This window comes from Bradyrhizobium sp. CIR48 (genome assembly GCF_014198315.1).
GTDB lineage: Bacteria > Pseudomonadota > Alphaproteobacteria > Rhizobiales > Xanthobacteraceae > Bradyrhizobium.
Genome location: NZ_JACIHG010000003.1, coordinates 430,506 through 455,716, shown reverse-complemented (window position 1 = coordinate 455,716; position 25,211 = coordinate 430,506). Strand labels below are relative to the sequence as shown.

The following is a 25,211-nucleotide window of genomic DNA, read 5'->3' as shown; positions in this document are numbered from 1 at the left end:
CCGGGCGCGGATGGCCGCCGCACTTTGCGATATGCAGCCTGAGGATCTGCGGAAGGTCGATTCAGCCAGTTGGGAAGAGGAAAGATATCGATTCTGATCGTCGTTCAGCATCTCGTCACCGGTGTACGGCCGCTAGGTTGTTAAGCTCTTATGTCGAAGTCCCCCTTACCGTTAGCGAGATGCGTGTGGCGAGCGTAGGTCTGCCAATCTATAAGTTGGCCGTTTCTGCTTGACCATAATTCGCCGATTAGGCCCCGACTGTTCTCCTGGCTACCACTAACGTTTGGGGGGCGACTTGACTCGGTCGGTGTGGACGGAGCCACCGGCAGAGGGGCAAGACTCGTACCGGATGGCGTCGAGGCCAGGGCACCTCAGCCGCGGTGACGTCGCGGCTGCTTTCACCGACGCAGTTACCCGCATCGCTCTCTTCAGGAACATTGGAGCTCCGATGGAACTGGAACTTCAGGTGACGTCGGCTTTCTTGTGCATCGGCAAGAACGCTTTTGGTCAGCTAGTCGTCAGGCAGGCGGTCTATCCAGACGGGCTGCACATTCGTGACTTTTTATCGGAGACGAAGCATGACAGGCATTGGCCGAGCCGGCGCACCGGAAGTTGGGGCCGCAGGAGCCGGCAACACCGAAGACGTGAGCGGTTCGAGCGTGGAGCCCCGCCTCTTGCCGGGAGGACGCGGTCAATCCTTCGATGCCGTCATAGAGCGGATGCGCTCTGGGCCTCAACACAGAACCGGGGCGCTTGGCAACTCAACCTCGGATGTGGCGGCGCCATCGCGGGGTGAGATCAAGGCAGCAACGCGAAAAATGGGCAGCCTGCTTGAGGAGCTTGAAGCTAGCCGTCGAGCGGCCACGCACGGCCAGAACTTGCAAGAGGCGCAAGAGCTGATCGATCAAGTCGTCAAAGCAGGCTCAACAGTTCTGGAGTATTACGCGGATCTGCCTGCCAATTTGGGGCGTCGCATTCTGCCCGACGATCGGGCTCGCCGGCTCCGCGATGACACGCTGGACGCGGCCGATGAATGTAACGCAGTGGCCACCCGGATTATTTACGAACTGGAGAAGAAAAGAAAGGGAGCAACAGGCTGGCTGGAGAGGATCAAAGGCACCGGTACGCCCGCCCAGGTGACCGGCGCGTTTGCAAGCGTGTCGAACTACTATGCAGCCTGCATGGAATGGTGGGGAAAGAAGGTGTTGCGCTCGGAGCGGATGCAGTCTGTCTGTGCGGCTACTGCCAACTTGCCAAGCAGCACGCCCGAGATGCGCAAGGCCGAAGAGGCCGCATTAAGACTGCATACCGGCTGGGCTCTCAATACGAAGTGCATGTATCTGCACTCGCGGATCGCTCTCGCGGAGCTCTTGATTGACTCGCGAGCGAGCACGCTCGACCCAGACGTGCACGACGCCCTCATGGACGAGAGCGGGCGGGTGCGTCTGCTCGGGACCTTCATCGGGGATGTTTTTCCAGCATTCGTATCGACCGCCGAGGCCGTTCTGAACAGCAACGGGGCACCGCTCGACGCCGAGCATCGCGCCGTTCTGGAAGGTGTCATGGAGCGGCTTTCCGAATTCGCTTCAGGGGTGAGTTCCATGGTTGCTACGCTGAGGGCGGCCGGAACGGGAGCTGACCTTCCGTTGCAGTTGCTGGACGAGATCGTGGAAGGTGCGTGGCTTACGGCGAACGAAGTCATGCGGTTGCTGGCAGTGCAGCCAAAGTTAGCAGCCACTATTGAACCGCCGGCTTGGGCTGCGCTGCCGGAAAATACCGCCACGGTGGGTGAAAGCAGTGTAGCGCGCAGAAAGGGCAAAGGAAGGCGCGCAGCGGCCGCAGGCGAGGGGAGTTCGACGGCCCGCCCGCCCGAGCCGCAAGTCGCCAAGCCCGATGCGGCCACGGCCCGAACCGGCAAGGTTATCGTGCTCTCGGACCTCGGTACCAAAAAACTAGCGACCGCGGAGGAGGCACGCGCGAGGGCGTCAACCTCTGCTACCGAGCACCTCCAGATGTGGCAGGCTCCGCCCTCCAGGAAAGCACTGGCGGGATTACTCGAGCGACTGGACGAGCTGCTGAAATTTGATCTGCCGGCTCAGCAAAGTGCCGTCTCGCAAGCGCGCCAGATGAAGCCCGAGGACGCCGACCACGTCTTGGATCTCGTCATTAGGCGCTTGCAGACGCAGGCCGCCGAGATTGAGGCCTGTGTAGCCGCGCTGGAGGAGCCTCGCCGACGTGGCCTGCTCACGCCTGCGCAAGTGCCCGAAGTGCACGAAAAAATACTCCGGCTCAAGGCGATGTGGTCTGAGGTGCAGGGACAGGCAAACTCATTGAAAGCGCGAAAGGCAGCAATCACGAGCGATTGCATGAAGACGTACCCGTTTCCATCGCAAAAGTATCTCGAACAGTTGCGCGCGGCGGGGGAACTGGAGTCAGTGGGTCCGCCGCAAGCGTTGAAGGGAGAGCCAGGTAAGCTATTCGAGATCAAGCTGCAACCCAAGGCACTGCGCTCCGGCGCGATGCCAAGGCCAATGTGGGTGCACATCCATACCGAGCAGTCGGTTCATGCCTGGCAATTGGCAACGCTGGGCGATCGCGAATTCGCCGCCTGCCACGTGAAGTCAGACGAACAGCGCGGATACAATCAGCATTGGCAGAACGCTCGAACCGCCAAGGGTCACGAGAATGTCGTGATCCACCGCGGCAAGCTCACTCCTGCGTTCTGTAGGTCCTTGTTGAGCACCGCCGCTGGCCGGCCGTGGCAGCCGCTTCCCGATCCGGAGCACGTTTCAGCGCAGATGGCTCGACTGGGGATCTAGTGAGCTGGTTGCCTTGCGGCGGTGAGCCGTTCGGTGGCAGCGTTCATGCTTCCAGACCGGCGCGGCGGATTGCCCGAGCAGCGCTGAGCCCATCTTACAAAAGGCATGTGGCGAACATCGGCACCCATGCGAGAAGTTGGGCCGCTGAGTATTGCAGATGGAAAACACGTACCTGATGCCGGCGGCGATCCGCCGGATGTAACAGTGCTTTCGCCTGTTTGCCCGCGGCAAACTGGCGCGCAAACCGTCGGCGGAGCTTCAACGGATCGCGGAAGGTTCGGTGGCACGGGAGCTGAGCATCATGGCCGCTTTGACGAATCGAGCCGGGCGGTGCACAACAACGCCGCCTGTTTGCTACTTTTGCATAAGGCTACGACGGTCCCAGCATCAAGCCTCCTTGGCCCCCAAAGATGCTGGGGCTCGTCGTTCTTCCTGAAGCGTCTCTGCAGTCCAGGCGAACAAGACGATGGGTAAGCGATCTTCGCAGTCTTCGTACTCGCTGATGAAATCGCGCGCCCAAGTGTGACGCAGGCGCGTTCCGGAAGCGCATGTGCGGGACCATCCAAACCGACTGTCGCCTTGCTCGACGATACAAGCCGGATTCCAGAAACCGCTGTACTCGAGTGCTCCCAGACATGCATCGACCACTCCGCGGCTCGTCCAGCGTTCGATCATGAAGCTGATTGCAGGTTTCCGAGCGGGCTAACATTGAGCCGTACGGTTATGTCCGGACTTATCCATTCCCTAGATAGATCTGATCAAGAAAATCAATTTTACCGCTTACAGCGTCGTCATATAGACCCGAGGACGGTTGGGGCCAACCTAGGGAAGCGATTTCTCGGATGAAAAAGTCTGTGTTAGTGACGGCGAGCGCCCTCGCGCTTGCAACTGCGGCGGTGCCTCCTTTTGCTGCAAAAGTTGCCGCGCAACCGGTTGCCGGCCGGGTGGAGGTAGCCGATACATCATATCCTCAGTGCGCGGACGACCCGTTGGATGGTATCTGCGACCTGTTCTTTTGTTTGACCGATCCCTCGTGCGTGCGACACTGAGGACCGAAAACAAGTCAAGCAGAGAACGAGGATTGAGCCTCGTGCCGCCGCTTGCTCCAACAGCGGCCGCGTCCTCATGGCGTACGGTTAAACTGGCAGAGATGGTGCACGCGGCGCCATCTCAATTCTCTTAAGATGATCAAAGCGATTGCTCACTTTCAGCCAGTCTGTGACTACCGCCGTGCGCGGCCGCCGCATCGGCGTAGGTTGGGTAAACGGGAAAAGTCGTTTTAGATCGCGACGTTGTGTTCCGATGCGAGCCACAGCTCGATCTCAAACTGGTCGAATTTCTATTGCTTCCACGCCACGCCCATAACGCCCCTTCGGTTCGATGGTTCGCATTTCGGATGTCATGATGTCCATTTTTCCCGGTTATGCCTAGGGTAGCCGTCGTGGCGTTAGGAAGTTTCGTTTATGGTCGGGCGTCAAATTCAGTGGCGCCGTCTCCGGCATCATGAGCATGGCAAAGAGCCCGGCCGCGCTAGCGAAAAGCATGTACCAGGCGGGCACAAGTGCGCTGCCGGTAAGGTGGATTAGCCAGGTGACGATCGGTTGCGCTGTGCCTCCGAAAATCGCTATCGCAAAAGCGTAAATCGTCGCGAAGGCGCCACCACGAATGTTCCTGGGCAAACCTTCGGCCATGCTCACGTAGAAGGCGCTATACGGAATCGTTCCGATCAGGGTGAGGGCGCCGAGACCTCCTAGAAGTGCGAAGGCACTGCGGCTCTCTGCAATCCACAAGAATACCGGATAGGTCATCAGCAATGCAGTGACCTGCGGCCATATCATGATGCGACGACGACCTGCGCGGTCGGCGAGCAGGCCGCCCAGCAGTGCTGCAGCAATTCCGACCACATTGCTGATGAGCGTGGTACCAAAGGCGAGCGGCGCGGAAACGTGGAGGGTGTTCATCGCGTAGGTGGTCATATATCCCGTAACATAAGTCGTGATCGTGCAGCTGGCCAAGATGACAAATCCCAAGCTCATGATGCGGCGATTGGCACGCGATTGGCCTCCTGGCTGGGTGACCAGAACGTGCGCCTCGGGCCGGTGCAACGTTTCGGGTAAGACGCTCCGCAACAAAAGTCCAAACGGCAACGTAGCGGCGCCGAGCAACAGCGCGATCCGCCATCCGTACGCATTTAGCGCTTCGCTTGTCATGGTGAGCGAGAGTATTTCTCCAACCAACGCTCCGGCCGTCGCAGCTATCTGCTGGCTCGCGGGCTGAAAGGAGACAGCAAGACCGCGCGCGTCAGCGGAGGCCGCTTCCATCAAGTAGGCGGTCGTCGGACCCACTTCACCTCCGAGAGCAAAGCCTTGCAGCAAGCGTGCGAAGACGACCAGTGACGGAGCGGCAAGTCCTATCGTCTCATACGATGGCGTGATAGCTAACAATAGGACCGCGGCACTCATCATGGTAAAGCTGGCGGTCATCGCGGGCCGTCGGCCGGCCCGATCCGAATACGAGCCGAGTACGATGGCCCCGATCGGTCTGGTCACAAAACCTGCGCCGAAGGTTGCGAGTGACAGCATGAGGCTAGCGAACGAGTCTGTTGCCGGGAAGAACGCTTGGCCGATCTGTATCGCGAAAAAGCTGTAGGTCCCGAAGTCGTAGAATTCGATAATATTGCCGATGGTTGCGCCCAACACGGCGCGGCTCGTCAAGCGTTCCTCTGCGGGATGGCGGACCGGCTCCAGCCTCTCCTGAGTAGATTTCCTCGACATCATCGACCTAATCTGAAGCGCGATCCCTGACCCAAAATTTTGGCCAGGCAGGTCGCATTGTTGCATTGCACTGCCCGCTCCCGTCCCTCACGGCCAGTGCGCCAGGCAACATGTAGGCTGAAGCGCATCACGACGAAGCTCACCGTAACGTCTGCAATAAAAATGCCTGCCTCTCCCCACCATTTGCCCTTGATCTGATCGCTGGCCTGGCCGGCAAAGACAAATATGCGAACCTGCCGCATTCGTCAGGTGGCTGCAGACTTTTGCGCTGCTGTGGCGAGTGTGCGACAAAATTGACGGGCGTCGCACACGACTGACGACGACTCGAGCCATTCCGCCTCGGCCAGGTTGCGTCCGCTCCCTAAGCTGCCAATGGCCTAGGCCCTTCATCGCCAAGGCGCTCGCCGCCGCTCAGCGCGCCTGCGGCGGTTTCTCGCGCGCGTGCAAGCTCACCTTTTATAGGTGCTCCACCTACGGCCACGGACGGGTAGCCAGCGAGCGCGCGACCCGTCTGCTCAGGGGCCGATCGCATCTGGCGACGATCAAGACCAGACTGTCCGTCATCCCTGCGTTCCGCGCCGCTCGCCGTGCATCTCGGCTATCTCCGGCGCGAGGGCGTCCCCGGGACGGGGACAAGGCGCGGCGTATTCGGCCCGGAGGCCGACGATGCCTATCTCAAGTCGTTCGGTGAGCGCTGCCAAAATTTCAGAGTCGTACATCTTGGTCAACCACTTGGGGAGCTGTTAACGCAAATGAGTGACGCCACACGTAGGAGCTACCGTTCGTGTGCCCGGACGGGCGAGCACGAATGCGGCCTACGTTTCTTCGCCAACGGACCGTTGGAAGGAGAATTCACTCGTGTCCTGAATGAGGAAGATCGTCGTAATTCGTGCAGTGCAGTGTCGAAGTCGCCGCTGAAATGTCCGCTTCCTCTAAGCGCGCCCTAACACGAGCGCCATTTGCATGACGCTGAGCGTCAATAGCAGCCGGGACAAAGTTGGCCGTTCGTATTGCCTCACATGAGGATGTAACATTCCGTTTGACCGATGTAGCTCCGGCTGTCAGTCGAGGTTGCATCATGGCGCGCAGGATCGGAGGCACTGGGTACGTCGCGGAGGCCCATTACAAGCAGTGGCAGCCGCAGTCCCGGGATCACCGGCACCGCCGCACCTTTAGTAGGACGCGGGATGATCGGCTCGGCTGCTTTGCGTCTGAGCGATTTCGTTCTTCATCCAATCAGGTGAGCAGTTCGCTCCGCGGTTGCCGGGCCCTCACGTAGGTCGCGCTCTCGTCTGTTTTCGCGCTGGCGCGGCTACGGTTAGCGGCCAGTGCATAGGCTCGAAGTGTAAGCCAGAACGACTGGTCGCGAGCAGAGATCGAAATGCATACGTTCGGTGCAAGGCTGGATCTGGCCGCGGTCCGCATCGCCTGGACCTCCTAATCAGCTTTACCGCCAGGTGAATGCGATGCACGACGCAGACCTGCGCGCCGACTGGGAGGTCAGGCGGAACGAGATTTGGCTCGAAGTTGGTCGCATCAGACGTGGCAGATGCGGCCGCCGGTTTGTCTCCCTTGTTCGACCTTTGTCAGCTTCTCGAAAGCCAGCCTCTTGGTTGCACCATAGCACGCAGGATCGGAGGACTGGAGTACGTCGCGGAATGCCCATTGCACGCGGCCAGCGTCGCACCTTTAGACGTGCGCGGGATGACCGTCTCGGCTGCTTTGCGTCTGATCGATCGCAACAAGCGCTGCACGATGGTGTGCTGCGGCGGGCCGAACTGTCCGAGGTGTTGTTCAGCGAGGCGGAGACTTGCCAGCGCGCTCAGACGGGGCTTGGCCGCCAAACCAGCAGTGGGATTGCGCGAGCGTATCTATCGGATGGGAGTCCTGTCAATTGGCCCTACCAGATCTGGGCGTTTTTCAAGCAGCACCTCCACCGTAGGGTCACGGTAGATCGCACGCACATAGGCGTGTGCAGCCAGCTTCGAAACGCGGAAAAGAGCGCATGACGAACATCAAGCTTAGCTACCAGTCCATTGCGGATGCACGCGCACAGCGAACCATCGCCTATCAAAACACGAGAGGGAGAACGCTAGCCCCGAGTCGTCGAGGTTTCCAGATGATACGAGGAATGAAGCCGATTGCGCGGATGGTCGTAGCAATAAGGCGCGCGCTCGCCATGTACGATCTCGACCGGTGCTGCGCAATCTGGTGGCTCTATCGTCTCCATTTCGGATTCACCCGCGACGTGATGTTGGGGCTCGCCGCGGTCACGGTTGCTCAGGAGAGATCCCGCTGCGGAATTTAGGAATCGTGGCGTCGAGCGCCTTCCATACGGGTTCGGCCGCGAACCTGCCGCAGGCTACGCGTTTGGCTAGCGGACAAAGGCGTTGCTCAACGCCAATCGCCTCACGTCTCTCCCAGCCAACAGGCCGCAAATCACATCGAGTACCGGCGGCCTACGCGGGGCACTGATGGTGCGAGCCAACGCGATCAGCAGGCCGCGAAGATCGAACTTTTGCTCGCACTTCACACCTAAAGTCGAAACTGTCGACGGATGATGCTGCCCATAGCCGAGTTGTGAGTGGCCGAACGGTGGCGCAAGCGACCGTCGAGGAATTACGTACTGCGACGATGAACAAGGCGGTCGCTGCGCAACATGCCGCCCTTACTAAGAACCGATTGTCAGGTTTGAGACGGACGTCCAAAAGTCCACACTTACATGGGTTGGAAACGACTGGAGAACCTCCAATTTTCGAGCGGCACGCTGCTTGCTACATCGAAAGCCAGGACGCAGTTCCCGCATGCCCGCTCTTTGAAGCCGAGTATGCATCTTCCGAATGCTTCCACTCACCTAGCAAGGCGCCGAAGTCCGGCTGGCTAACTCAGGACAACTCCCATGAAGAATTCGCTTTTTCTCGCAGCGTCGCTATCCATGAGCTGTTTGATGGCCGCGGGACTGTCCCAGGCGCTAGCGCCTGCGAGCGGGGCTGAGGATCCTTTTCTTTGGCTTGAGGAAATCGAAGGGCCGCGCGCATTGGCTTGGGCTCGCACCGAGAACGGCAAGACACTCAGTGCGCTCCAATCTGATCCACGTTACCAGCGCTTCTACGGGGAAGCGCTCCACGTTCTTCAGGCCAAGGACCGGATTCCGTACGTCTCATTGGGACGGCGCGGTCTCGATAATTTCTGGCAGGACGAGAACCAGGTGCGCGGCGTCTTACGGCGTACGACGCTTGAAAGCTATCGAACCCAAAGCCCACGATGGGAGACCATTCTCGACGTGGATGCTCTGGCGGACGCGGAGAAAAAGAACTGGATTTATGAAGGGGCGAGCTGCCTTCCGCCCCAAGAGCGCCTGTGCTTGCTCCACCTTTCAGAGGGCGGAAAGGACGCTGTGTTCGTCCGGGAGTTCGACGCAGTCGCCAAAGCCTTCGTCTCGAACGGCTTCGAACTTCCCGAGGGAAAACAGCAGGTCACTTGGGTAAACAGCGACACAGTCCTAATTGCACGCGATTGGGGCGAAGGAACCATGACGCAAGCCGGTTACCCTTTCGTTGTGAAAGAGCTCAAGCGCGCTCAGTCGCTTGCGGAAGCACACGAGGTCTTCCGTGGCGAGCCGACCGATGTCGGGGCCACTCCATTCGTGCTGCGCGACAGTGAAGGCACGATCCATGCGACCGGCGCCGTCCGCAGCGTCAGTTCGTTCGAGCATGAGTATATTCTCTTTGGGTCCAAGCCGATTAAGCTCAATCTGCCAAAGAAGGCGACCATCGGGGGCATCGCGAGTGGTCGCCTGCTGGTGACCCTAAACGAAGACTGGAAGGCACCGTCCGGAGACACCCCCTTCTCAGCCGGCTCGATCATCTCGTATGACCTGGCCGAATGGAAGCAGGATCCGCTGCGCGCCAGACCCACGCTCGTTTTCAAGCCTGGGCCTCGACAAGCGCTCAGCGGATTCACCGCCACAAGAAACTTGTTAATCCTAACGATTCTCGACAATGTTCAGAGTAGGGCGTTCGTCTACAAGTACCATCGGGGCGCCTGGCAGGCCACGCCGATCCCGCTTCCAGAGAATGCGAGTGTCGGTCTGGCTGCGGCATCGCATGAAACGGACGAGGCGATGTTCACCGTCTCCAGCTTTCTTAGCCCGACGATGCTCTGGTACTTCGACGCTGCAACCGAACGCCTTGAGACACTGAGGGCGTCACCTCCTAGGTTCGACGCCTCAAGACTTGTCGTCGAACAGTTCGAGGCAATCTCGCGCGATGGCACCCGCATTCCTTACTTTCTGCTACGATCCAAGAGCGCAAGGTTTGACGGATCAACTCCAACGCTTCTCTATGGCTATGGTGGGTTTCAAACTCCGCTCATCCCCTCTTACGCGGGCCTCACCGGACGACTCTGGCTCGAGCAGGGCAACGCGTATGTTGTCGCGAACCTGCGCGGCGGCGGTGAGTTCGGGCCCCAATGGCACCAGACTGCCCAAGGAGCAACGAAGCAGCGCACATGGGATGATTTTATCGCCGTCGCGGAGGACTTGATCCGGCGCAAAATCACTTCTCCCCGCAGTCTGGGCGCAGTCGGCGGTAGCCAAGGAGGCCTCCTGGTAGGGACCGCAATCACCCAACGACCCGAGCTCTTCAATGCGGCCATCTTACAGGTTCCGCTGTTCGACATGGTTCGGTTCACCAAGCTGGGCGCCGGAGCCTCCTGGATCGGCGAGTATGGCGATCCCACCATTCCCGAACAGCGCAAGTGGCTCGAGGCCTACTCGCCCTATCAGAGGTTGGTGCCAGGCAAGACCTACCCGGCCCCCTTCATTCTCACCTCTACCAAGGATGACCGCGTGCATCCAGCGCATGGCCGCAAGGCAGCGGCGAGGCTCGCTGCGTTGGGCCAACCGTACCTCTACTATGAGAATACCGACGGGGGGCATAGCGCAGCCGCCAATCTCATTGAACAGGCACGCCGGATCGCTTTAGAATATACTTATGCATTCCGGCGGCTTGTTGATGAGTGATGTCGAGGACTAAGATCTACTTCAATGATGACGCTTGGCGGACGACGTTACCGGCAGCGGCGTCAGCAAGCTCGTCTTTGCTCGTTCTCCGCAGACTATGGTATGTCCCTGGGGATGAATCCGAGCGATCAGCTACGCCCTCAGTCTCGCCTATCAGTCCGGGTAGGTCACTCAAGGCCGATTTCTCGTTAATAGCCACGAGGCAATTCGGGTGAATAGCCGTCAGGGCAAACCGGTGCGTTAGCCTCTCGATCCCGTGGCTAACTTCATTGGCAGTGCCGAAGCGGATAGGGACAGCGCCTTTCTCATCAAGTCCCCTCGATAGGCGCCAAGTCGCATCCGCGCTGCTTTCCATCTATTGCTCACCTGCGTTATGTCGCTCAGTCGTGCGATGCTGTATTTCTCTCGCATCACACAGCCTACAATTTAAGTTTGCAATCATCATCTAATTCGTTTTCGTCAATCCGCAGGATTCCCCGGTTGAAGGCTTACGGGAGTTCCACAAATGCACTCCGACAATCGACCGATACGCGGAGTGCGACGAACATGGCAGTACAATATGCAGGCGGAGGTATGGGCGGGCGCAAAGCACCGAATTCGCAATTTGACGCCACAGCAGACCTGCCCTCTAACGGGGCGGAGTATCTACGATGGTATGGTCCGCAACCGACAATGTCTCACTGTTCAGCAGCCTGAACCGTCCGGGTAATCCTGAAGTCGTGACGGCTGACAGCCTGAGAGCATGTCTGAGTGATTGCAGGAATTTCCGTGGCAAATTGAGCGGGTATTGATAGCCCACACGTACCATTGACCGACTGCGCAAGGCCTGTCAGTTGCGGTAAGCTATCACAGATACAGAGCCCTTTGGGGTTAAGGGGATGTGGCAGGGATAGCGCTATTGCTCCAGATCGATCAGCGCCGAGTCACCTTTCGGCTAGTTTCAACGGCAGTGCGTGGGCGGCGGCGATCAAGGTGAGACCTTAGCGACAATCAGGATAAGACTGCGCCGATGGGGACGGACCGAAGGGAGGGCGTAGCCCGACCGGAGGACCGTCCCATCGGCGTCGCGCTTTTCGGACCGATCTGGCGGCCGGGTGCGGCTGGTGCAAGCTGTTGATTCGTCTTGACAAGGAAGCAGCCACTTCGCTGGCCATCCATACCTTCAGACTGTCGACCGGCCACGCGGTCGGCGCCCGAGCCGGCCCGCGGGTATCCGCCGCAGATTTGGCCCCCGACGCCGCGATCGCCGGCCGACGCATCCGCGCCTTCACAGAAGGCGTCAATCACCACCGGCCTGAAGGCACAACTCACTGCATCCTTTGCGTCGTGATTGTCGATAAATGCTGCCCGTTGGGATTCCTGTAACGATTGGCGAGGCTTTGTAACAATGAAGCCATCTGGTCCGGATCTGATCGAACAGTAAATTCTCCATAGTTAGGGTCGAAAACCGTGGTCCTTCCATTCGAGGCCGACGTCGCCACTGTGTGTGCGCCGCCTTCGGCGAAATACAAGCTGAGCAAATGGTTCGATCCATCTTCGTTGATTTCGTTCACCATGCGCTTGACGTTCGAAGACTTGCCGAATGCGAATCTCTTCTCTTCTCCAGCCGGTTCCAAGCCTGCGTCCTCTAACATGGTATTTTGTGCCTGAAGGTCGGCCTGAGAAGATCCTGCTCCCCTGCTCCGCAACTGATCCTTGAGATTCTGATATTGCTGCTGCCGTTCAGCCGCTGAGGCGTGCGTTTGCGATCCGGGTGTGAGCGCACTCATTCGGGTTGATGGGCTGTTGTTAAGATTGCGGAACCACTCCGCAGTCAGCCCAACGCAGATGCCGTCCACGTTCGCATCACGCAGGTCGGCCGTTCTGTATTCAAACAAGGAGGTGGCCGGACTCTCTGGAAAGGATGTACTGGGGTCGGAGGCGCTAGAAGTCTGAACGTTTGCATCCGAGGTATGTGGCTTGCTGCAGCAGGCCCCCATCTTGTCAGGCAGCTCCCCCGGTTGTGAGCTCCACTGAGGCGCGAGACCTGCAAGTGTTTCCGTAAAGCTGCCGCTATCCACCGACTGACTCGGTTCGTCAGTTTGTCTAGTGCATGTGGATGAGCCACTGATTCGATCATACATGACGATTCACCTTTCTGTGCTGCGCTAGTCTCTACGCATCAATTCGGGCTGCTTAGGCCCTGCTGCGAGGATACCCAGACAAGCTGATGGCGAGCTGACGGGCAGCTGTTGTCCAGCCTAGAAAGCGTTCCTTTGTCGGACTTCTGACAATGTCTGATGCGGCGCGGCGTAGCGCTGCGTCAGATCCTCCCGCGCGTCGGCTGCCGGATTCCGGAACGACATTGACAGGCTATCGCTGCGATGCCCTCGCGGCACGCCGCCGACCGCCCACATGCGTTCTGCAAGCCCTCGGCCAGAGCGACGAAGCTTTCGCCGCCGAACACGACATGGGCATGCTCGAAGCCGGAGAACGCCAGCCGGAAGTGACAGAGCCGGTGATCGAGCGCCTCATACGCGCATGCTGCACCGGGTGATGGCGAAGAACACTTTCCCGCGCAGTGGGGGCCGTTGATCGAGGCCATGGCGGCCATCCGCGCGCAGTAATACCAGACCTCGACCAGGCGCTACCGCAGCGACGCTGCGGGGGGAGCCAGCGTGCGCCGGCCTGAACGCGCGGGAGGCAGCGGCGTGCGCGCGCTGCCCTCGGTCCGATCCGATGCAACGCCGCAGCCCGATGCGACGGATGAAGCGAGCATGAGCGACGCCGCCCTGAGCCGGCGCAAGGACGACCATCTGGACATCGTGCCGGTCGGCGACGGAACCATCGCCGATGGCGGCATAATCGCTTAATGGGTTTGGATAATCGTTGGCGGCTTCGGCGCGAATGGGTTGATGTCGTGGCTGGCGTCATCTTCCATCCGAGGTCGCGAGCGCCTCATGATCATTTGGGCGCCTGTGAGTGCGGACAAACCGCCACCGGCGGATTGGCTGTCAATCGGCGTCGGACGGGGTCTCGGCGTCGACGCGAAGTTCGCTGGTCGACAGGGCGACGACGGCCGTGATCTTCCTGGCGTCGAACAAGACGGGCACCCCGTGGTCGGCGTCAATTGAACGAGAGCACCCCTGCGAAGGCGGGAAGGGTTGCCAGCGATGTTGCGCGAAAAATCATTTCATTGCGTGAACTTCCAAATCATCATCTTGCCGGTTGCCGGCGAAAAATGCCTGCTTCAAAGCGGTCTCGATCAAATTGGCCAGCTTGGCCCCCGCCAGGGCGGCCCGCGCTCGAGCCACGTTCTTGGCGTCGGTCTCGTACTCGCGCGTCAGGAGGGGCGGGTTCTTTCCCATACTGACCGGCGGCGCGAACGCGAACTGCTTTGCGAGATCGGCGCTCTCTTGAGCCCAGACGGCGGGATCGACGATCTGCGCCTGCGCTGGGTTGACGCCGACGCCCGACAATCCGTCCTTGTCGTCCGCGTCTAAGATCGCGCGATATGGCGAGGCGTAACCGCCAAAGATGGTATCCCAGTCCCACGGCCAGCGCCTTCGATGGCGTCGGACGCAAGGCTCCGCTAACTGATGCGGCCTTGCTCCATTTACTCGCTGGCGCTAACGATAGCCCTTCCGTCGGCGTAAGGGAGGCACGGTGAGCAACGCTCGCGAGTTTATCGATTTCTGGGTCGAGAACAGCGTTCACGCTGTCGAGCAGTATCGGACGGTTGGCGCGTCGCAGGACGTGGCCGAACTCACCCGGCGCCTTGTCGAGGCTGCCGAAGGGCAGGGTATTTCGGAAGCCGAGTTGCGGGCTGAGATCGGCGACATTTCCGACTACATCGAAGGCCGGCTCAAGGCTGCGAATAGGGCTGAGAACGAGCGGCGTAAGCCTGCCTAGGCAACCTACAACTTGGCGAGGAAAGCCCTTGCTATCCAGAGTAGCCCTCCGGAAACCAGGCCGCGCTCGCTACTCAGCCACTTTGTAAACGTCGCAGGCTTCAAGCTTTAGTTCTTCGAACGTTCGCTGCTGCTCAACGGGGCACGAGTCCAACACTTCCGCAGTCCATCCTTCCGAGACTGCGGCGAGGACCAATGTCAGCGCCTGACTTGGCTTGGCCGGCGCAATCCAAACTTGAGCTTTTGAGTCGTCCGCCGTCACATCAACGATGGTGAACGAGTTCCCGAACGAATTCCGCCATGATAGGCAATCGGACGGCGAATAATGGTTTCTATTCGCGATAACTGGCCGGTGCATCCCAGTGAGCCACTTTGATTGTGGGGTTGGCCCTAGCTCATGAACACCTACTCCTTCCCGCGCATTATCTCGTCATGAGGGCAGATGAGCAACTAGGAAAGGCCGAACACCACCGACCGCCAAGGGAGCTACCGAGGATGGATCCAACCGCTACCATCCAAGCGAATGGAACAGACTCTGGTGTGCTCTGGAACTACCTGACTTGGTAGCTGCCCAAGCCACGTAGCTGGTGTTAAGTAGGCTTGAGCGAGGGGGCCGATCGAACTCCGTGGATGCTGTGCAGAGCCTCCAGTTCGGTCCGAGGTCGTCCGCTTGTTTTCACGCTCTCTAAAGCGGTCGGGGCGAAGCTTGGCAGATGGAATGGATATGCAACAGCGGAGTCCGCGCCCGAATGGTGATCGACCGGCCGGCCATTTTCGGAACACCGCTTACGTGCTCAATAAGAGCAGTCCCTATTTCGATGCAGCTCACGCGGCCGGCCCCACGGTCGAGGGACGTTCCACGACAGGCGGGCCTTTGTTTTGGACGCCGGTCCGCACGATAGGATGAATATTCCTGGAGAGCGCACTGATGCCGACTGGGATATGCACTCATTGTCGGCCAGCGTATCCAGAAAAATGCTTCAACGTCGGTACATTGGTGCGACGGCTTGGCAACTTCGTCCACCAAGATGGAGTTGCCGCCGAACGCGTGAGCTTCATCAGGCGTCGGCCCGGATCGCCGCGCAGCGTCGAAGTGCTGGTCCCCTCCTGAGCAGCTACCCGACTTGGACCAAAACCGATCAAACAAAATCTCAGTATCGAGGTACTAGGACAAAACTGAGGGGGAATAATGTCTGACGCTGCGCTAAATCGCACACCGAATGTCACGGGCACCAAGACCTTTAGCATAAACTACGGATTGTTCGCGTTCGCGGTCGTTGGGCTGACGATCCTCTACATCTGCGCGCGGCTGTATCAGCAGGCTTTTGGTTTCTCCATGGGACTCGATGCGAGTTCACCTGAATTTGGCGAATACTGGATGACGCTCTTCAAGATCGAATTGCCGGTGTTGTATGGCGCGGGCGCGCTCTGCTGGACCTATCTCTTCCTGACGCGTGACAAGAACATTGAGGCCATCACGCCCGAGGTCGAGTTGCGCAGTTACTTTTATCTGACCATGTGGCTTGTCGTGTACAGCTTCTGCATCTTCTGGACAGGCAGCTTCTTCGCCGATGGAGATGGAGTCTGGCATCAGACGACCCTCAGAGACACGCCGTTTACTCCCAGTCACATCATTCTGTTCTATGCGACCATTCCAATCTATCTCTTCTTTGGCGTAGGCAGCTTTGTTTACGCAATGACCCGCATTCCGGCCTTTTGCAGGGGGATCTCGCTCATGCATGTTTTCGCCGTAGTGGGGCCTTTCCTCATTTTGCCGAATCTCGGCTTCAACGAATGGGGGCACGCTTACTGGCTCACCGAAGAAATCTTCTCCCACCCGCTGCATTGGGGTTTCGTGGTTCTCGGATGGTGCGCACTCGCGCTGGCGGGCGTCCTGATGCAGATCGTCGGACGATTTAGAGAACTCGTTCCGATTGTATTCAAGCAGGATGCAGCGAGAACGTGACGAAAGCACCTCTGCTACACCTTGGAAAATCGCGGTGCGGGAAGCCGTGCGACAACAATACAAGCCAACAGCCTTTCCCGGACAGCATCCAAGTCCGGGAAGAGCAGGTAAACCCTAGGGAGAGGAGTCACCTCAAATTACCGACATAGATGCAGTGGCGATTCCGAAAAGGAAAGCTGGCCCCAAGGGTGAGACGGTCATTTCTGTCTCCGGCCTAACCCCCAAGGCAGCAAGATACTCGCGCATATTCGACTTCTTGGTCGTGGCGGCGGTGGTGCCCCTCTTTGCGGGAGCATTCCATCTGCACGTGATGCTCACGGTCGGTGATTGGGACATGTATGTCGACTGGAAAGACCGGCAATATTGGCCCCTTGTCGCGCCCATCTCCATGATCATGTTTCCTGCTGCTCTGCAGGCGATCTTCTGGGTCAACTTCCGTTTGCCCATCGGCGCGACGGTGGGCGCGACAGTGTTGCTGATCACCACGTGGCTCGGACGTTACGCGAATTGGTGGATATGGACAGGCTTCCCGTTCACGGAAGGCGTGCCGTCACAGGTGATCGCGGGCGCATTGTTGATGGATATGGCCTTAATCGTCCTTCGCAATAGCCTGTTCACATCCATCGTCGCGGGCTTTGCGTTCGGATTGGTATTCTGGCCATCGAATTATTCCGCTTTGGCTCCGTTCTATCTCCCAGTCGAGCACCAAGGAATGGTCGCGTCGTTGGCCGACATGATCGGTTACACGTTTCCGCGTTCGAACATGCCCGAGTATCTGCGTATCATCGAGCGCGGTACGCTCCGGACTTTCGGTAGCTCGGTTAGTTGGGTGTCGGCGGCGTTCGCGGGCTTCATCTGCATATTCATGCACCAACTTTGGTGGCAGCTTGGGCGTTTTGCGTCCCAGACGACGTTCCTCAAGAACGGCGATGTCGTCAAATCCTTCATGGGTATAAAAAGCAGGCCAGCGTCCTAAGCGAATAAGCACAGGGAACACGGGTATGTTGGCGCAACTTATAAAACTCGCTGCCGGTTGGCTTGTTGCCTTCACTGCCGGAGTGTCTAGCGCAGCCGCTCATGGCGAACGTGCTCAGGAGCCATACTTGAGGACCCGGACGGTACAATTCTACGATGTCTACTTTTCCAAAACTGACGTGAAGGTGAACGAGCGGTTCGAGCTAACGGGAAAATTCAGGCTGATGGAGGACTGGCCGGACGCAGTTACTCCACCGGATATTGTTTTCGTGTCGAGCGTATCGCCCGGACCGACAATTGCCAGGGTGGAAACATACCTCAACGGTGAGCCAGCGAGGCAGTCTTTCGCTAAGCTGGAACTTGGCCGCGACTACGATTTTCGAATGGTTCTTGAGGGGCGTACACCGGGCAGCAGCCACATCCATCCCTCGATCTCGATCAAGGGATCTGGCCCTCTGGTGGGACCGGGACAGTGGATAAACATCTCGGGTGATGCGCATTCGTTCGCGTTTCCGATCAAGACTATGACTGGACTGCAGATCGACGACTTGCAGACGTTCGGGCTGACTAACGCGATCGGATGGCATGTGGCTTGGCTGGCCGTGGCTGCGGCTTGGTTGTTGTTCTGGTTGGTTCGTCCACTGTTTTTGCCTCGATGGCTTGTGCTGCAAAAGGGCAGGGAGGATTTGTTGGTTTCGTTGAGGGACACCGGGGTCGGGATTATAGTGGCGGCGATCGTTCTCGTCATGGTCTTCGGCGGCTATGTCCGAGCCAATCAGGAATATCCATATAATGTTCCCCTCCAGAGCGGGTTGAATAAGGTCGCGCCGCGCCCGGCAAGCCCTGCTGACGCAGAGGTCAAGGTCATATCGGCCACCTATGAGGTGCCGGGCCGTTCGATGAGGTTAGCGACCAGGATAACGAACAAAGGGTCAGAACCTCTGTCGATCGGCGAGCTTACGACCGCAAACATCCGCTTCCTCAATCAGGGGCTCCCAGCGGCAGTAGCCAATGTAGATCCGACCTACCCAAGGGATCTCGTCGCACGCACAGGGCTTGAGCTCAGTAGTGATACACCGATAAATCCTGGTGAGACGAGAGAGGTGCTCGTCGAGGCAACGGACGCCGTGTGGGAATTGGAGCGCCTTGTCAGCTTCCTCACCGACGTCGACTCCAAGTTCGGCGGGTTGTTGCTCCTCTACACTCCTAATGGGAAACGCGTCATAGCGGAGATGCGCGGACCAATCGTGCCCGTATTCACCGAACTCAAGTAACCTTGGGTGCGCGAATGTCGCGACGAGGTCAGTGGCAGACGACCGCGAGCGGAAGAGGGGCGTTCCCGGCCGTCATTGTGATGGCGCTCGGCGCTTTCGTTGTTCTTGCCGCCGTCCGCGAAGGTCATGCGCACGGAGCGGTGTCCATGGAGGCTGACCAATGCAAGCTGAAAGTGGACAGCTATTTCATGCATTTTACTGGCTATCAGCCGCAGAGCTCGAGAGCCGAATTTTGTGAGGATATACCGGAGGTCGGGCGAACGATCATCGTTCTTGATTTCGTCGACGAGTCCCTTCGAGACATCCCGGTAAGCGTGAACCTGGCTAGAGATGACGGCGTACAAAGGATGGGAATGACAGACACATCATCCAGCATCCTCTACATTCCACCAAGGAAGTATCCGAACGGAACGATAAAGATCGAGGTCAATTTCGAGAAAGCCGGCAGATACGTCGGCATGGTGGCGATCGAGGGTCGTGGGCAAAGCGTGGCAAACTTTCCATTCGATGTGGGGCGAGGCTGGAGTCTGATACGTCTTCTGGCGTGGTGCCTGGTCATAGTGTCAGGCGCCATGGGAACGTTTCTGTGGGCACGGCGGCGATACTCGATCGGGCGGGAGCTATCCTCGGCGAACCACAGGCAAAGGCGAGTTGCTTCGATGAAAAGCTTCGTGCTCGTCCTGATGGCCGTGCTGATCGTAATGCCACGCGCGGTGCTCGCTCATGCGCATCTCATTCGATCGACGCCGCAAGATGGCAGCGAAATTTCAGCTCCGATCGACCCGATGGTCCTGTACTTCACCGAAGCGCTCGAACAGCGGCTCATCAATGTCGCCCTTTCTCGCGATAATAAATCCGTATCAGGGCTTTCGCAGCCCGTGCTAAGCGGCAACGCGCGAATCGTGAATGTTTCGTTACCTCATCTATCTGCTGGGCTCTATACCGTCAGTTGGAGCGTCGTCTCGATTGATGGGCATCGCACGGAAGGCAAGTTTAAATTTCTCTACCGAGAACCTTGATGGAAACGGTCCTCTCACTTGCGCGAGGGACTGCTTTCGCCTCCACGGCAGCTTTCGGCGGATTCTGCTGGGGTTTGGCACTGTGGCGCGAGGGTCTTGAAAGCGGCACTCGGTCGCGCTTCACGACGATAGCTTCCATCGCTGCGTCCGTAGGACTCGTCCTCGGTCTCTTGTATTTGACGATTCGGATCGGCGCCGTCCTAGGCAAGCCGGTCTTAGCTGTCAGCTCCAGCGACGTGCTCTTCATCATTTTGGACACGCGGTTCGGGAGAGCTCAGGTCGCGGCGCTTGGGTTTGTGCTAGTCGGAGTTGCGAGCTTGCAACTTCTTCACAAGCCAGGTCTTGCCGCGAGTTTCAGCGGACTATCGCTGCTGGTGGGATTGTTCTCGAGCCACTCGGCGGCTGGCGGCACTATAGCAGACCTCGCGATCAATATGATCCATGTTGCAGCGGCGGCGCTCTGGTTCGGAGGACTGTCAACCCTCGTTGTCGCGATGGCTCGCCACGCAGCGGAGAGGCCCGAAAGTAAATCCAGGCTCCTAAGCGGTTTTTCGACGGTCGCGCTGCCGGTCATGTTGCTCCTGGTCGCAACCGGAGTAGCTCTAGCGATCGAAAACGTGGGGACTTGGCCGGGTTTGGTGGCGACCGAATATGGCTGGCTCCTGACGGGAAAGTTCGCCTGCATCGGCACGGTCCTGTTCTGCGCGACGTTTATCAGACAGAGGCTATTGCCGTTGCTAAAGACTGAAGGGGCAACTCAGCCACTCGCGATGGTCTTGAAGATCGAGCTAACCTTCGCATTTCTGGTCACGCTACTTGCGGGCTGCCTGTCTCAGGCCATTCCATCGAGGCACGTCGAGATTGTCTGGCCGCTTTCGTTCCGTCTGGATCCAGTCATCGCTTGGGGGACCGTACCGGGAAGTAACGTTCTGGCCATTGGCGGCTGCATTGCTCTGTTAGTTGGGAGTATTGCCGCATTTGAGCTCGGCCGTATGGGAAGATGGCGGTGGGCGACGGTCGCGGCTGTTGCTGGACTTGGCGTCGCAGGGGCTGTCGCACTGCCCGGGCTGTCAGTCCCCGCGTATCCATCGACCTACTCAAAAGTTCCAGTGCCGTATGACGCGGAAGCGATTGCCCAGGGGCAGGACGTATTCGCTGCGAATTGCGTAGCTTGCCACGGCCTGAGGGGTAGAGGAGACGGCCCGTTGGCAAAAGATTTGAAGCCGCCGGCCGCCGATCTCACCGCTCCGCACACGAGAGACCATACGATGGGAGACATGTACTGGTGGGTGAGCCATGGCTTCCCATCCTCGGCGATGCCGGGCTTTGCCGAAAGTCTGTCGGAGTTAGACAGGTGGCGAGTGGTCGAGTACGTGATGGCTCTATCGCTTGGCTATGAAGCAAGAGTTCTTGGTCCCGAAATATCGGCGGGGCAGCCGTGGCTTCACGCGATCGACTTTCCGATGTGCCGCGGCGTTGACCCGAGAGAGAAGTTGAAAGATAGGAGCGATGGGCGCTCAAAACTTGTGTTGATCTTCCGAGATGGCATCCGAACGCAGCGCCTAGATCAGTTGACGCAACACGCGCGCGCCATCGAGCAAGCAGGCGGAATGATCGTCGCGGTGATGCCGTCTCCCTCCGAGGAGTTCCCATCTCCAAGTGAGTCAGGAAATCCCTGCATCGTGTTCGACATAGACCATCGCATTGCCGCTGCGTGGAATCTCTATCGGCGCACAATGGCGAACCCCGGCTTCGATGACAACGATTCGCCCCCAGCGATAATCGAGTTTCTTATCGACAGATTCGGATTCGTGCGCGCACGCTGGCGTTCGGACGAGACGGAGAGATTAGCATCGCATTCGCAACTGGTCGACGCAATTACGCAGCTCCAAGCTGAACCGGAGATCAACAAGAGAGGCGTTCATGACCATTAGCGGTCCGGGCCGCGCTTGCCCTCACTGCTGTCTGGCTCCCGCTGATCGCACTCGCGATCAATGCTCTCGCCGAGCGCAGTCCCCCCCCGCGAGTTTCAATCGATCATTTGTCGCGGCGACAGGTCTAGTGCCAGTAAGATCGCAGGCCGGGACGAGCCATGATCATAGTAGCGAGCAGATTCTGTGTCGACAAGCAGGCGGTAGCTCTTCTGGGGCACTCGGGTGCGGGATCGGTGGCAGAAAAAGAGCATCTCATCTGGCCGTCCCGCATCAGCCCCCGAGTGATCGTGGCTAACGCTGCCGGTATTTAGCGGAATGATCTTGATCCAGACCAGTTGAGCCCGCCTCCAAAAGCGGCAATTGCGGGAAACGTTCGCTGACCACCTTTCCCGCGAACATAAAGTGGTAAGCGCTAAACGCGGATTACAGAGGAGGCCATGATGCCTTGGAAACCCACGATGTTGAAGGCGAGTGCAAGGACATTGCTGTCGCCGATTGCCGGTGTTGCCGTCCTGGCGTTTTTTAGCAGTACCGCCTTCAGCCATGAGTTGGAGGTCGGAACACTACTGATCCAGCATCCCTGGGTGGCTGCAAAGGATACGACCAATACCGCAACGACGGCTTATGTGATCGAAATTCAGAACAGGGGCACAGGGCCAGATCGGTTGCTCGGGGCCTCGCTTTCGGGCGAGAAGGGGATCTTGCAGGAAGCCGATGCAGGCGCACGGCCAGCTAAGTTCGCCACCCATGAGCAAGGCTTTCAAATAGAACCTGGTGGTTTCGTTCGTCTTCAACCCGGTGGCGCGCGGATTCTGTTTGAAGGACTTCACGGCGCACTAAAGGAAGGAGAGATGGTCAAAGGGACGTTGGAATTCGAAAAGGCGGGCACCATAGAAATCGAATTCACGATCGAGCCGGCAGGCTTGGCTGAAGAGGATGATACGCCAATCCATCATCACACTCACCACTAAAAGTGCCAGGAGAAGGCGAAGCACGGACGCCGTCTGAGGCAGGTTGTGGGAGATCGAACCATGAGGGCGATGGGCATTTGGGAACGCCCCAGATATAGAAACATTCACGAGCAAGTAGCCATGCTCTCTAATTGGCAGGACTGAAGGTCATGATGGGGCGTTGGCAAGTCGAACAGGCTGCGTTGTTCTATGAGTTCTCGCTCGAAAGACACATCCCGGCCGACCACCTACTCCGGTCGATCGATAGGTTCGTAGAACTTGAGGACCTGCGCCGGGAGTTGGTGCCGTTCTACAGCAACATCGGCGGCCTTCGATCGATCCCGAGCTGATGATCAGGATGCTCCTGGTGGGCTATTGCTTCGGCATACGATCGGAGCGGCGCCTCTGCGATGAAGTCCACCTCAATCTGGCGTACCGCTGGTTTTGCCGGCTGGATCTGGAGCGGACTGTCAACGATCACTCGACGTTCTCGAAGAACGGCACGGCCGCTTCCGTCGGAGCGATCTTCTTCCGTCGCGTGTTCGAGACTGTCTTGCGCCACTGCATCCGGGCGCGGCTGGTCGGTGGCGAAGGTTCGCGGTCGACGCGAGCCTGATCAAGGCGGATGCTAATCGGCAGAAGGGCATCGAAGGCAAAAACCGGAGGCCGCGGGCCGAGCAATCGATGAGTACCTTACCGTTCTTGACGATGCCGCGTTCGGTGCTGCGACAGAGGTCACTCCGAAGTTCGTGTCGCCCTCCGATCCGGCGGCGCGCTGGACGGGAGCGCACGGCGGACAAGCCTACTTTGCGTATTCGACCAACCACTTGGTCGCGTCGAGAACACCATCATTGTCGATGTCGAAGCGACCTCGGCAATCCGCCAGGCGGAAGTGTTGGCCGCCAAGCGCATGATCCAACGCTCGCTCGAACGATTCGACCTTCATACGAGCCGGCGTCTCGGCGACAGCGCCTAAGGCTCGGCCGCGATGCTAGGGTGGCTGGTCTACGAACACGGGATCGAGCCGCACGTGACCGTCTTCGACAAGTCGGCACGCACCGACGGGACCTTCTCGCGCGAGGACTTCACCTATGACCATGTCGGGGACCTCTATCGCTGCCCCCGATGGCAAAACCCTCATCACCACAGGGACGCCAGTGAACGATGAAGCGACGATCCTTTAGCGTGCAAGGAAGCACGATTGTCAAGCATGCTCTTTGAAAAAGAGGTGTTGCCCCAGCACTCCGGCTCGGAAAGTGGCGCGCTCGATCTACGAGGGCGCTCGCGACATGGCGCGCGCGATCGCAATGGCCCGCCCCGTCACTGAGGTGGGCCGTACCCCGCAATAGAGCTAGAGGGTGGTGACTAGCTCGGCGAGCTTGGCCGCTCCCTTACGGCCAGCGGCCGCGCATGCAGCGTGCATACGCGCTGTCAAAGAGCGTAGACCGCTGAACGGCGCGGGACCTATGGGCCGCCAACGTACCAACGCCGGCGCGACGTCCCCCGATTCTGAAAGTCGACCTTGCCCAGGCGTCGAATAGCGAAGAGAGTAATCCTCGGCATAGGCACGGCAATTCGCCGATGATTGGGCGATGGAGACTGGGATCACCAGCACGGATGACCCAAGCGTCGCTAAACCAGCTGCGACGAGCAGCTTTCGTAACCCAGCTAATAAATCGTCGTGTTTCATTCTAGAGCCGCTTCAATGGTTGGTGGATTCGGCAGCCTTCGAGCTTCGTACCATCTTACGCGCCGTCTGCAATCGCCGGTAGGGGGGCGGAGGTTTTACGTTCGATGCTCAATTCACTAGCGGCCTCTTTCAGGCCGGGGCCGCTCCGCCGGCTCGACGGACGAGCCAGCAAGAAATAACCAACGAGCCGCAACCGCGCTTCCTCCCGGGCCATCGGGCGACCTGGCCTGAAAGAGCGCAGCAGCCTGCCTCAGCGATCGGGCGGGCTCGCTACTTCGTCAGCTTGTGAACGTCCCCGGCTGTAGGTTAAGCTGCACATCCGCTGCTGCGCAGCTGTCGATGCGACATCCAACACTTCCGCGGTCCAGCCTTCTGAAACGGCAGCGAGAACAATGTCAGCGGCTGGCTTGGCTTGGCTAGCGCAACCCAAATTTGCGTTGTTGTGTCGTCCGCCGTCACTTGAACGACGGTAAATGAGCGGCCGAACGACTCTGCCATTTCGTTCAATGCGGCAACTAGCACACGGGTTTCTAATCCGAGGCGACTCGATCTCGCCTTGCCGGTCTTCCTTCCTGCATATTCTCCAGCGCAGTCGGTGGCTGTAAGCCCGGCGATGTCAGCCATTCATTGATGTGAGCGGCGGTATCGGCCTGGCGGGCTCGTCTCAGATATAGCTCGCGCTGGGTGCCGGGCGGCAATTGCGCTGCGGCCTCCCTGAACCGCGCAGCCTCCTCGGCCAATCTCTCTTCAAATGTTTTCGTATGCTTGGTTCGGTTGCGACGCTTGATCATGCGCTGCACCTTTCCGTCAGAGGAAGGCGGGAGCGCAGTGTCGCGTTCTCATCACCGATGTTTGCCACAATACCGCGCGGTGATGGCATTAAACTAACCAGGGTCG

General features: G+C 58.8%; 14 protein-coding genes and 3 pseudogenes. 12 read left to right on the top strand and 5 right to left on the bottom strand.

The window, feature by feature from the left end:
• Positions 1-578 precede the first annotated feature (578 nt).
• Positions 579-2,819 carry a hypothetical protein gene (locus GGD66_RS12200; protein WP_183257887.1) on the top strand — a complete coding sequence of 747 codons (2,241 nt, stop codon included), beginning with the start codon at positions 579-581 and terminating at the stop codon, positions 2,817-2,819.
• Positions 2,820-4,246: 1,427 nt separating this feature from the next.
• Here the strand turns inward: GGD66_RS12200 and GGD66_RS12195 are convergent.
• Entirely contained in the window at positions 4,247-5,593 is a 1,347-nt protein-coding gene (locus tag GGD66_RS12195; protein WP_183258067.1) for an MFS transporter, read from the bottom strand.
• Between the two features lie 2,005 nt (positions 5,594-7,598).
• Here GGD66_RS12195 and GGD66_RS41415 point away from each other — a divergent pair.
• A complete protein-coding gene (locus tag GGD66_RS41415) occupies positions 7,599-7,901 on the top strand; it encodes a hypothetical protein (protein ID WP_246788850.1) in 303 nt (100 codons plus the stop codon).
• Positions 7,902-8,492: 591 nt separating this feature from the next.
• The gene (locus tag GGD66_RS12185) at positions 8,493-10,616 is read left to right on the top strand and encodes a prolyl oligopeptidase family protein (protein ID WP_183257886.1); all 2,124 of its coding nucleotides are present in this window, start codon (positions 8,493-8,495) and stop codon (positions 10,614-10,616) included.
• A gap of 1,307 nt (positions 10,617-11,923) precedes the next feature.
• Here GGD66_RS12185 and GGD66_RS12180 read toward each other — a convergent pair.
• Positions 11,924-12,493, bottom strand: a complete 570-nt coding sequence (locus GGD66_RS12180) for a YopT-type cysteine protease domain-containing protein (RefSeq protein ID WP_246788849.1) — start codon at positions 12,491-12,493, stop codon at positions 11,924-11,926.
• A gap of 414 nt (positions 12,494-12,907) precedes the next feature.
• Positions 12,908-13,128 (bottom strand): annotated as a pseudogene (locus GGD66_RS12175) (IS21 family transposase); the annotation flags it as partial.
• Between the two features lie 178 nt (positions 13,129-13,306).
• Between GGD66_RS12175 and GGD66_RS12170 the strand changes: the two are divergent.
• Positions 13,307-13,423, top strand: a pseudogene (locus GGD66_RS12170) (type 2 isopentenyl-diphosphate Delta-isomerase); the annotation flags it as partial.
• A 360-nt stretch (positions 13,424-13,783) separates the two neighbouring features.
• On the opposite strand, the gene GGD66_RS12165 reads toward GGD66_RS12170, so the two are convergent.
• Complete coding sequence (locus GGD66_RS12165) at positions 13,784-14,074, bottom strand: S1/P1 nuclease (RefSeq protein ID WP_210321548.1); 291 nt, start codon at positions 14,072-14,074, stop codon at positions 13,784-13,786.
• Positions 14,075-14,261: 187 nt separating this feature from the next.
• On the opposite strand from GGD66_RS12165, the gene GGD66_RS12160 reads away from it, so the two are divergent.
• From GGD66_RS12160 to GGD66_RS12125, 8 genes and pseudogenes are all read left to right on the top strand, one after another.
• Complete coding sequence (locus tag GGD66_RS12160) at positions 14,262-14,507, top strand: hypothetical protein (RefSeq protein ID WP_183257884.1); 246 nt, start codon at positions 14,262-14,264, stop codon at positions 14,505-14,507.
• Positions 14,508-15,695: 1,188 nt separating this feature from the next.
• The gene (gene amoC / locus GGD66_RS12155; protein ID WP_183257883.1) at positions 15,696-16,472 is read left to right on the top strand and encodes a bacterial ammonia monooxygenase, subunit AmoC; all 777 of its coding nucleotides are present in this window, start codon (positions 15,696-15,698) and stop codon (positions 16,470-16,472) included.
• A 154-nt stretch (positions 16,473-16,626) separates the two neighbouring features.
• Positions 16,627-17,448, top strand: coding sequence for a methane monooxygenase/ammonia monooxygenase subunit A (locus GGD66_RS12150; protein WP_183257882.1), 822 nt, complete (start codon positions 16,627-16,629; stop codon positions 17,446-17,448).
• A gap of 25 nt (positions 17,449-17,473) precedes the next feature.
• Entirely contained in the window at positions 17,474-18,721 is a 1,248-nt protein-coding gene (gene amoB / locus GGD66_RS12145; RefSeq protein WP_183257881.1) for a bacterial ammonia monooxygenase, subunit AmoB, read from the top strand.
• A gap of 14 nt (positions 18,722-18,735) precedes the next feature.
• Entirely contained in the window at positions 18,736-19,740 is a 1,005-nt protein-coding gene (locus GGD66_RS12140) for a copper resistance protein CopC (RefSeq protein WP_183257880.1), read from the top strand.
• A complete protein-coding gene (locus GGD66_RS12135) occupies positions 19,740-21,674 on the top strand; it encodes a CopD family protein (protein WP_183257879.1) in 1,935 nt (644 codons plus the stop codon). The genes GGD66_RS12140 and GGD66_RS12135 overlap by 1 nt, the downstream gene beginning before the upstream one ends.
• Before the next feature lie 458 nt (positions 21,675-22,132).
• A complete protein-coding gene (locus GGD66_RS12130) occupies positions 22,133-22,645 on the top strand; it encodes a copper chaperone PCu(A)C (protein WP_183257878.1) in 513 nt (170 codons plus the stop codon).
• Between the two features lie 149 nt (positions 22,646-22,794).
• Positions 22,795-23,934, top strand: a pseudogene (locus GGD66_RS12125) (transposase); the annotation flags it as partial.
• 910 nt (positions 23,935-24,844) lie between these two features.
• Here GGD66_RS12125 and GGD66_RS12120 read toward each other — a convergent pair.
• Entirely contained in the window at positions 24,845-25,105 is a 261-nt protein-coding gene (locus tag GGD66_RS12120; protein WP_183257877.1) for a hypothetical protein, read from the bottom strand.
• Positions 25,106-25,211: the final 106 nt, after the last annotated feature.

What these genes read in the sequence shown, in the direction of transcription:
- GGD66_RS12200 (WP_183257887.1), top strand. Translation starts at nt 579, where the DNA reads ATGACAGGCATTGGCCGAGCCGGCGCACCGGAAGTTGGGGCCGCAGGA.
- GGD66_RS12195 (WP_183258067.1), bottom strand. Translation starts at nt 5,593, where the DNA reads ATGTCGAGGAAATCTACTCAGGAGAGGCTGGAGCCGGTCCGCCATCCC.
- GGD66_RS41415 (WP_246788850.1), top strand. Translation starts at nt 7,599, where the DNA reads ATGACGAACATCAAGCTTAGCTACCAGTCCATTGCGGATGCACGCGCA.
- GGD66_RS12185 (WP_183257886.1), top strand. Translation starts at nt 8,493, where the DNA reads ATGAAGAATTCGCTTTTTCTCGCAGCGTCGCTATCCATGAGCTGTTTG.
- amoC (WP_183257883.1), top strand. Translation starts at nt 15,696, where the DNA reads ATGTCTGACGCTGCGCTAAATCGCACACCGAATGTCACGGGCACCAAG.
- amoB (WP_183257881.1), top strand. Translation starts at nt 17,474, where the DNA reads ATGTTGGCGCAACTTATAAAACTCGCTGCCGGTTGGCTTGTTGCCTTC.
- GGD66_RS12140 (WP_183257880.1), top strand. Translation starts at nt 18,736, where the DNA reads ATGTCGCGACGAGGTCAGTGGCAGACGACCGCGAGCGGAAGAGGGGCG.
- GGD66_RS12135 (WP_183257879.1), top strand. Translation starts at nt 19,740, where the DNA reads ATGGAAACGGTCCTCTCACTTGCGCGAGGGACTGCTTTCGCCTCCACG.
- GGD66_RS12130 (WP_183257878.1), top strand. Translation starts at nt 22,133, where the DNA reads ATGTTGAAGGCGAGTGCAAGGACATTGCTGTCGCCGATTGCCGGTGTT.
- GGD66_RS12120 (WP_183257877.1), bottom strand. Translation starts at nt 25,105, where the DNA reads ATGATCAAGCGTCGCAACCGAACCAAGCATACGAAAACATTTGAAGAG.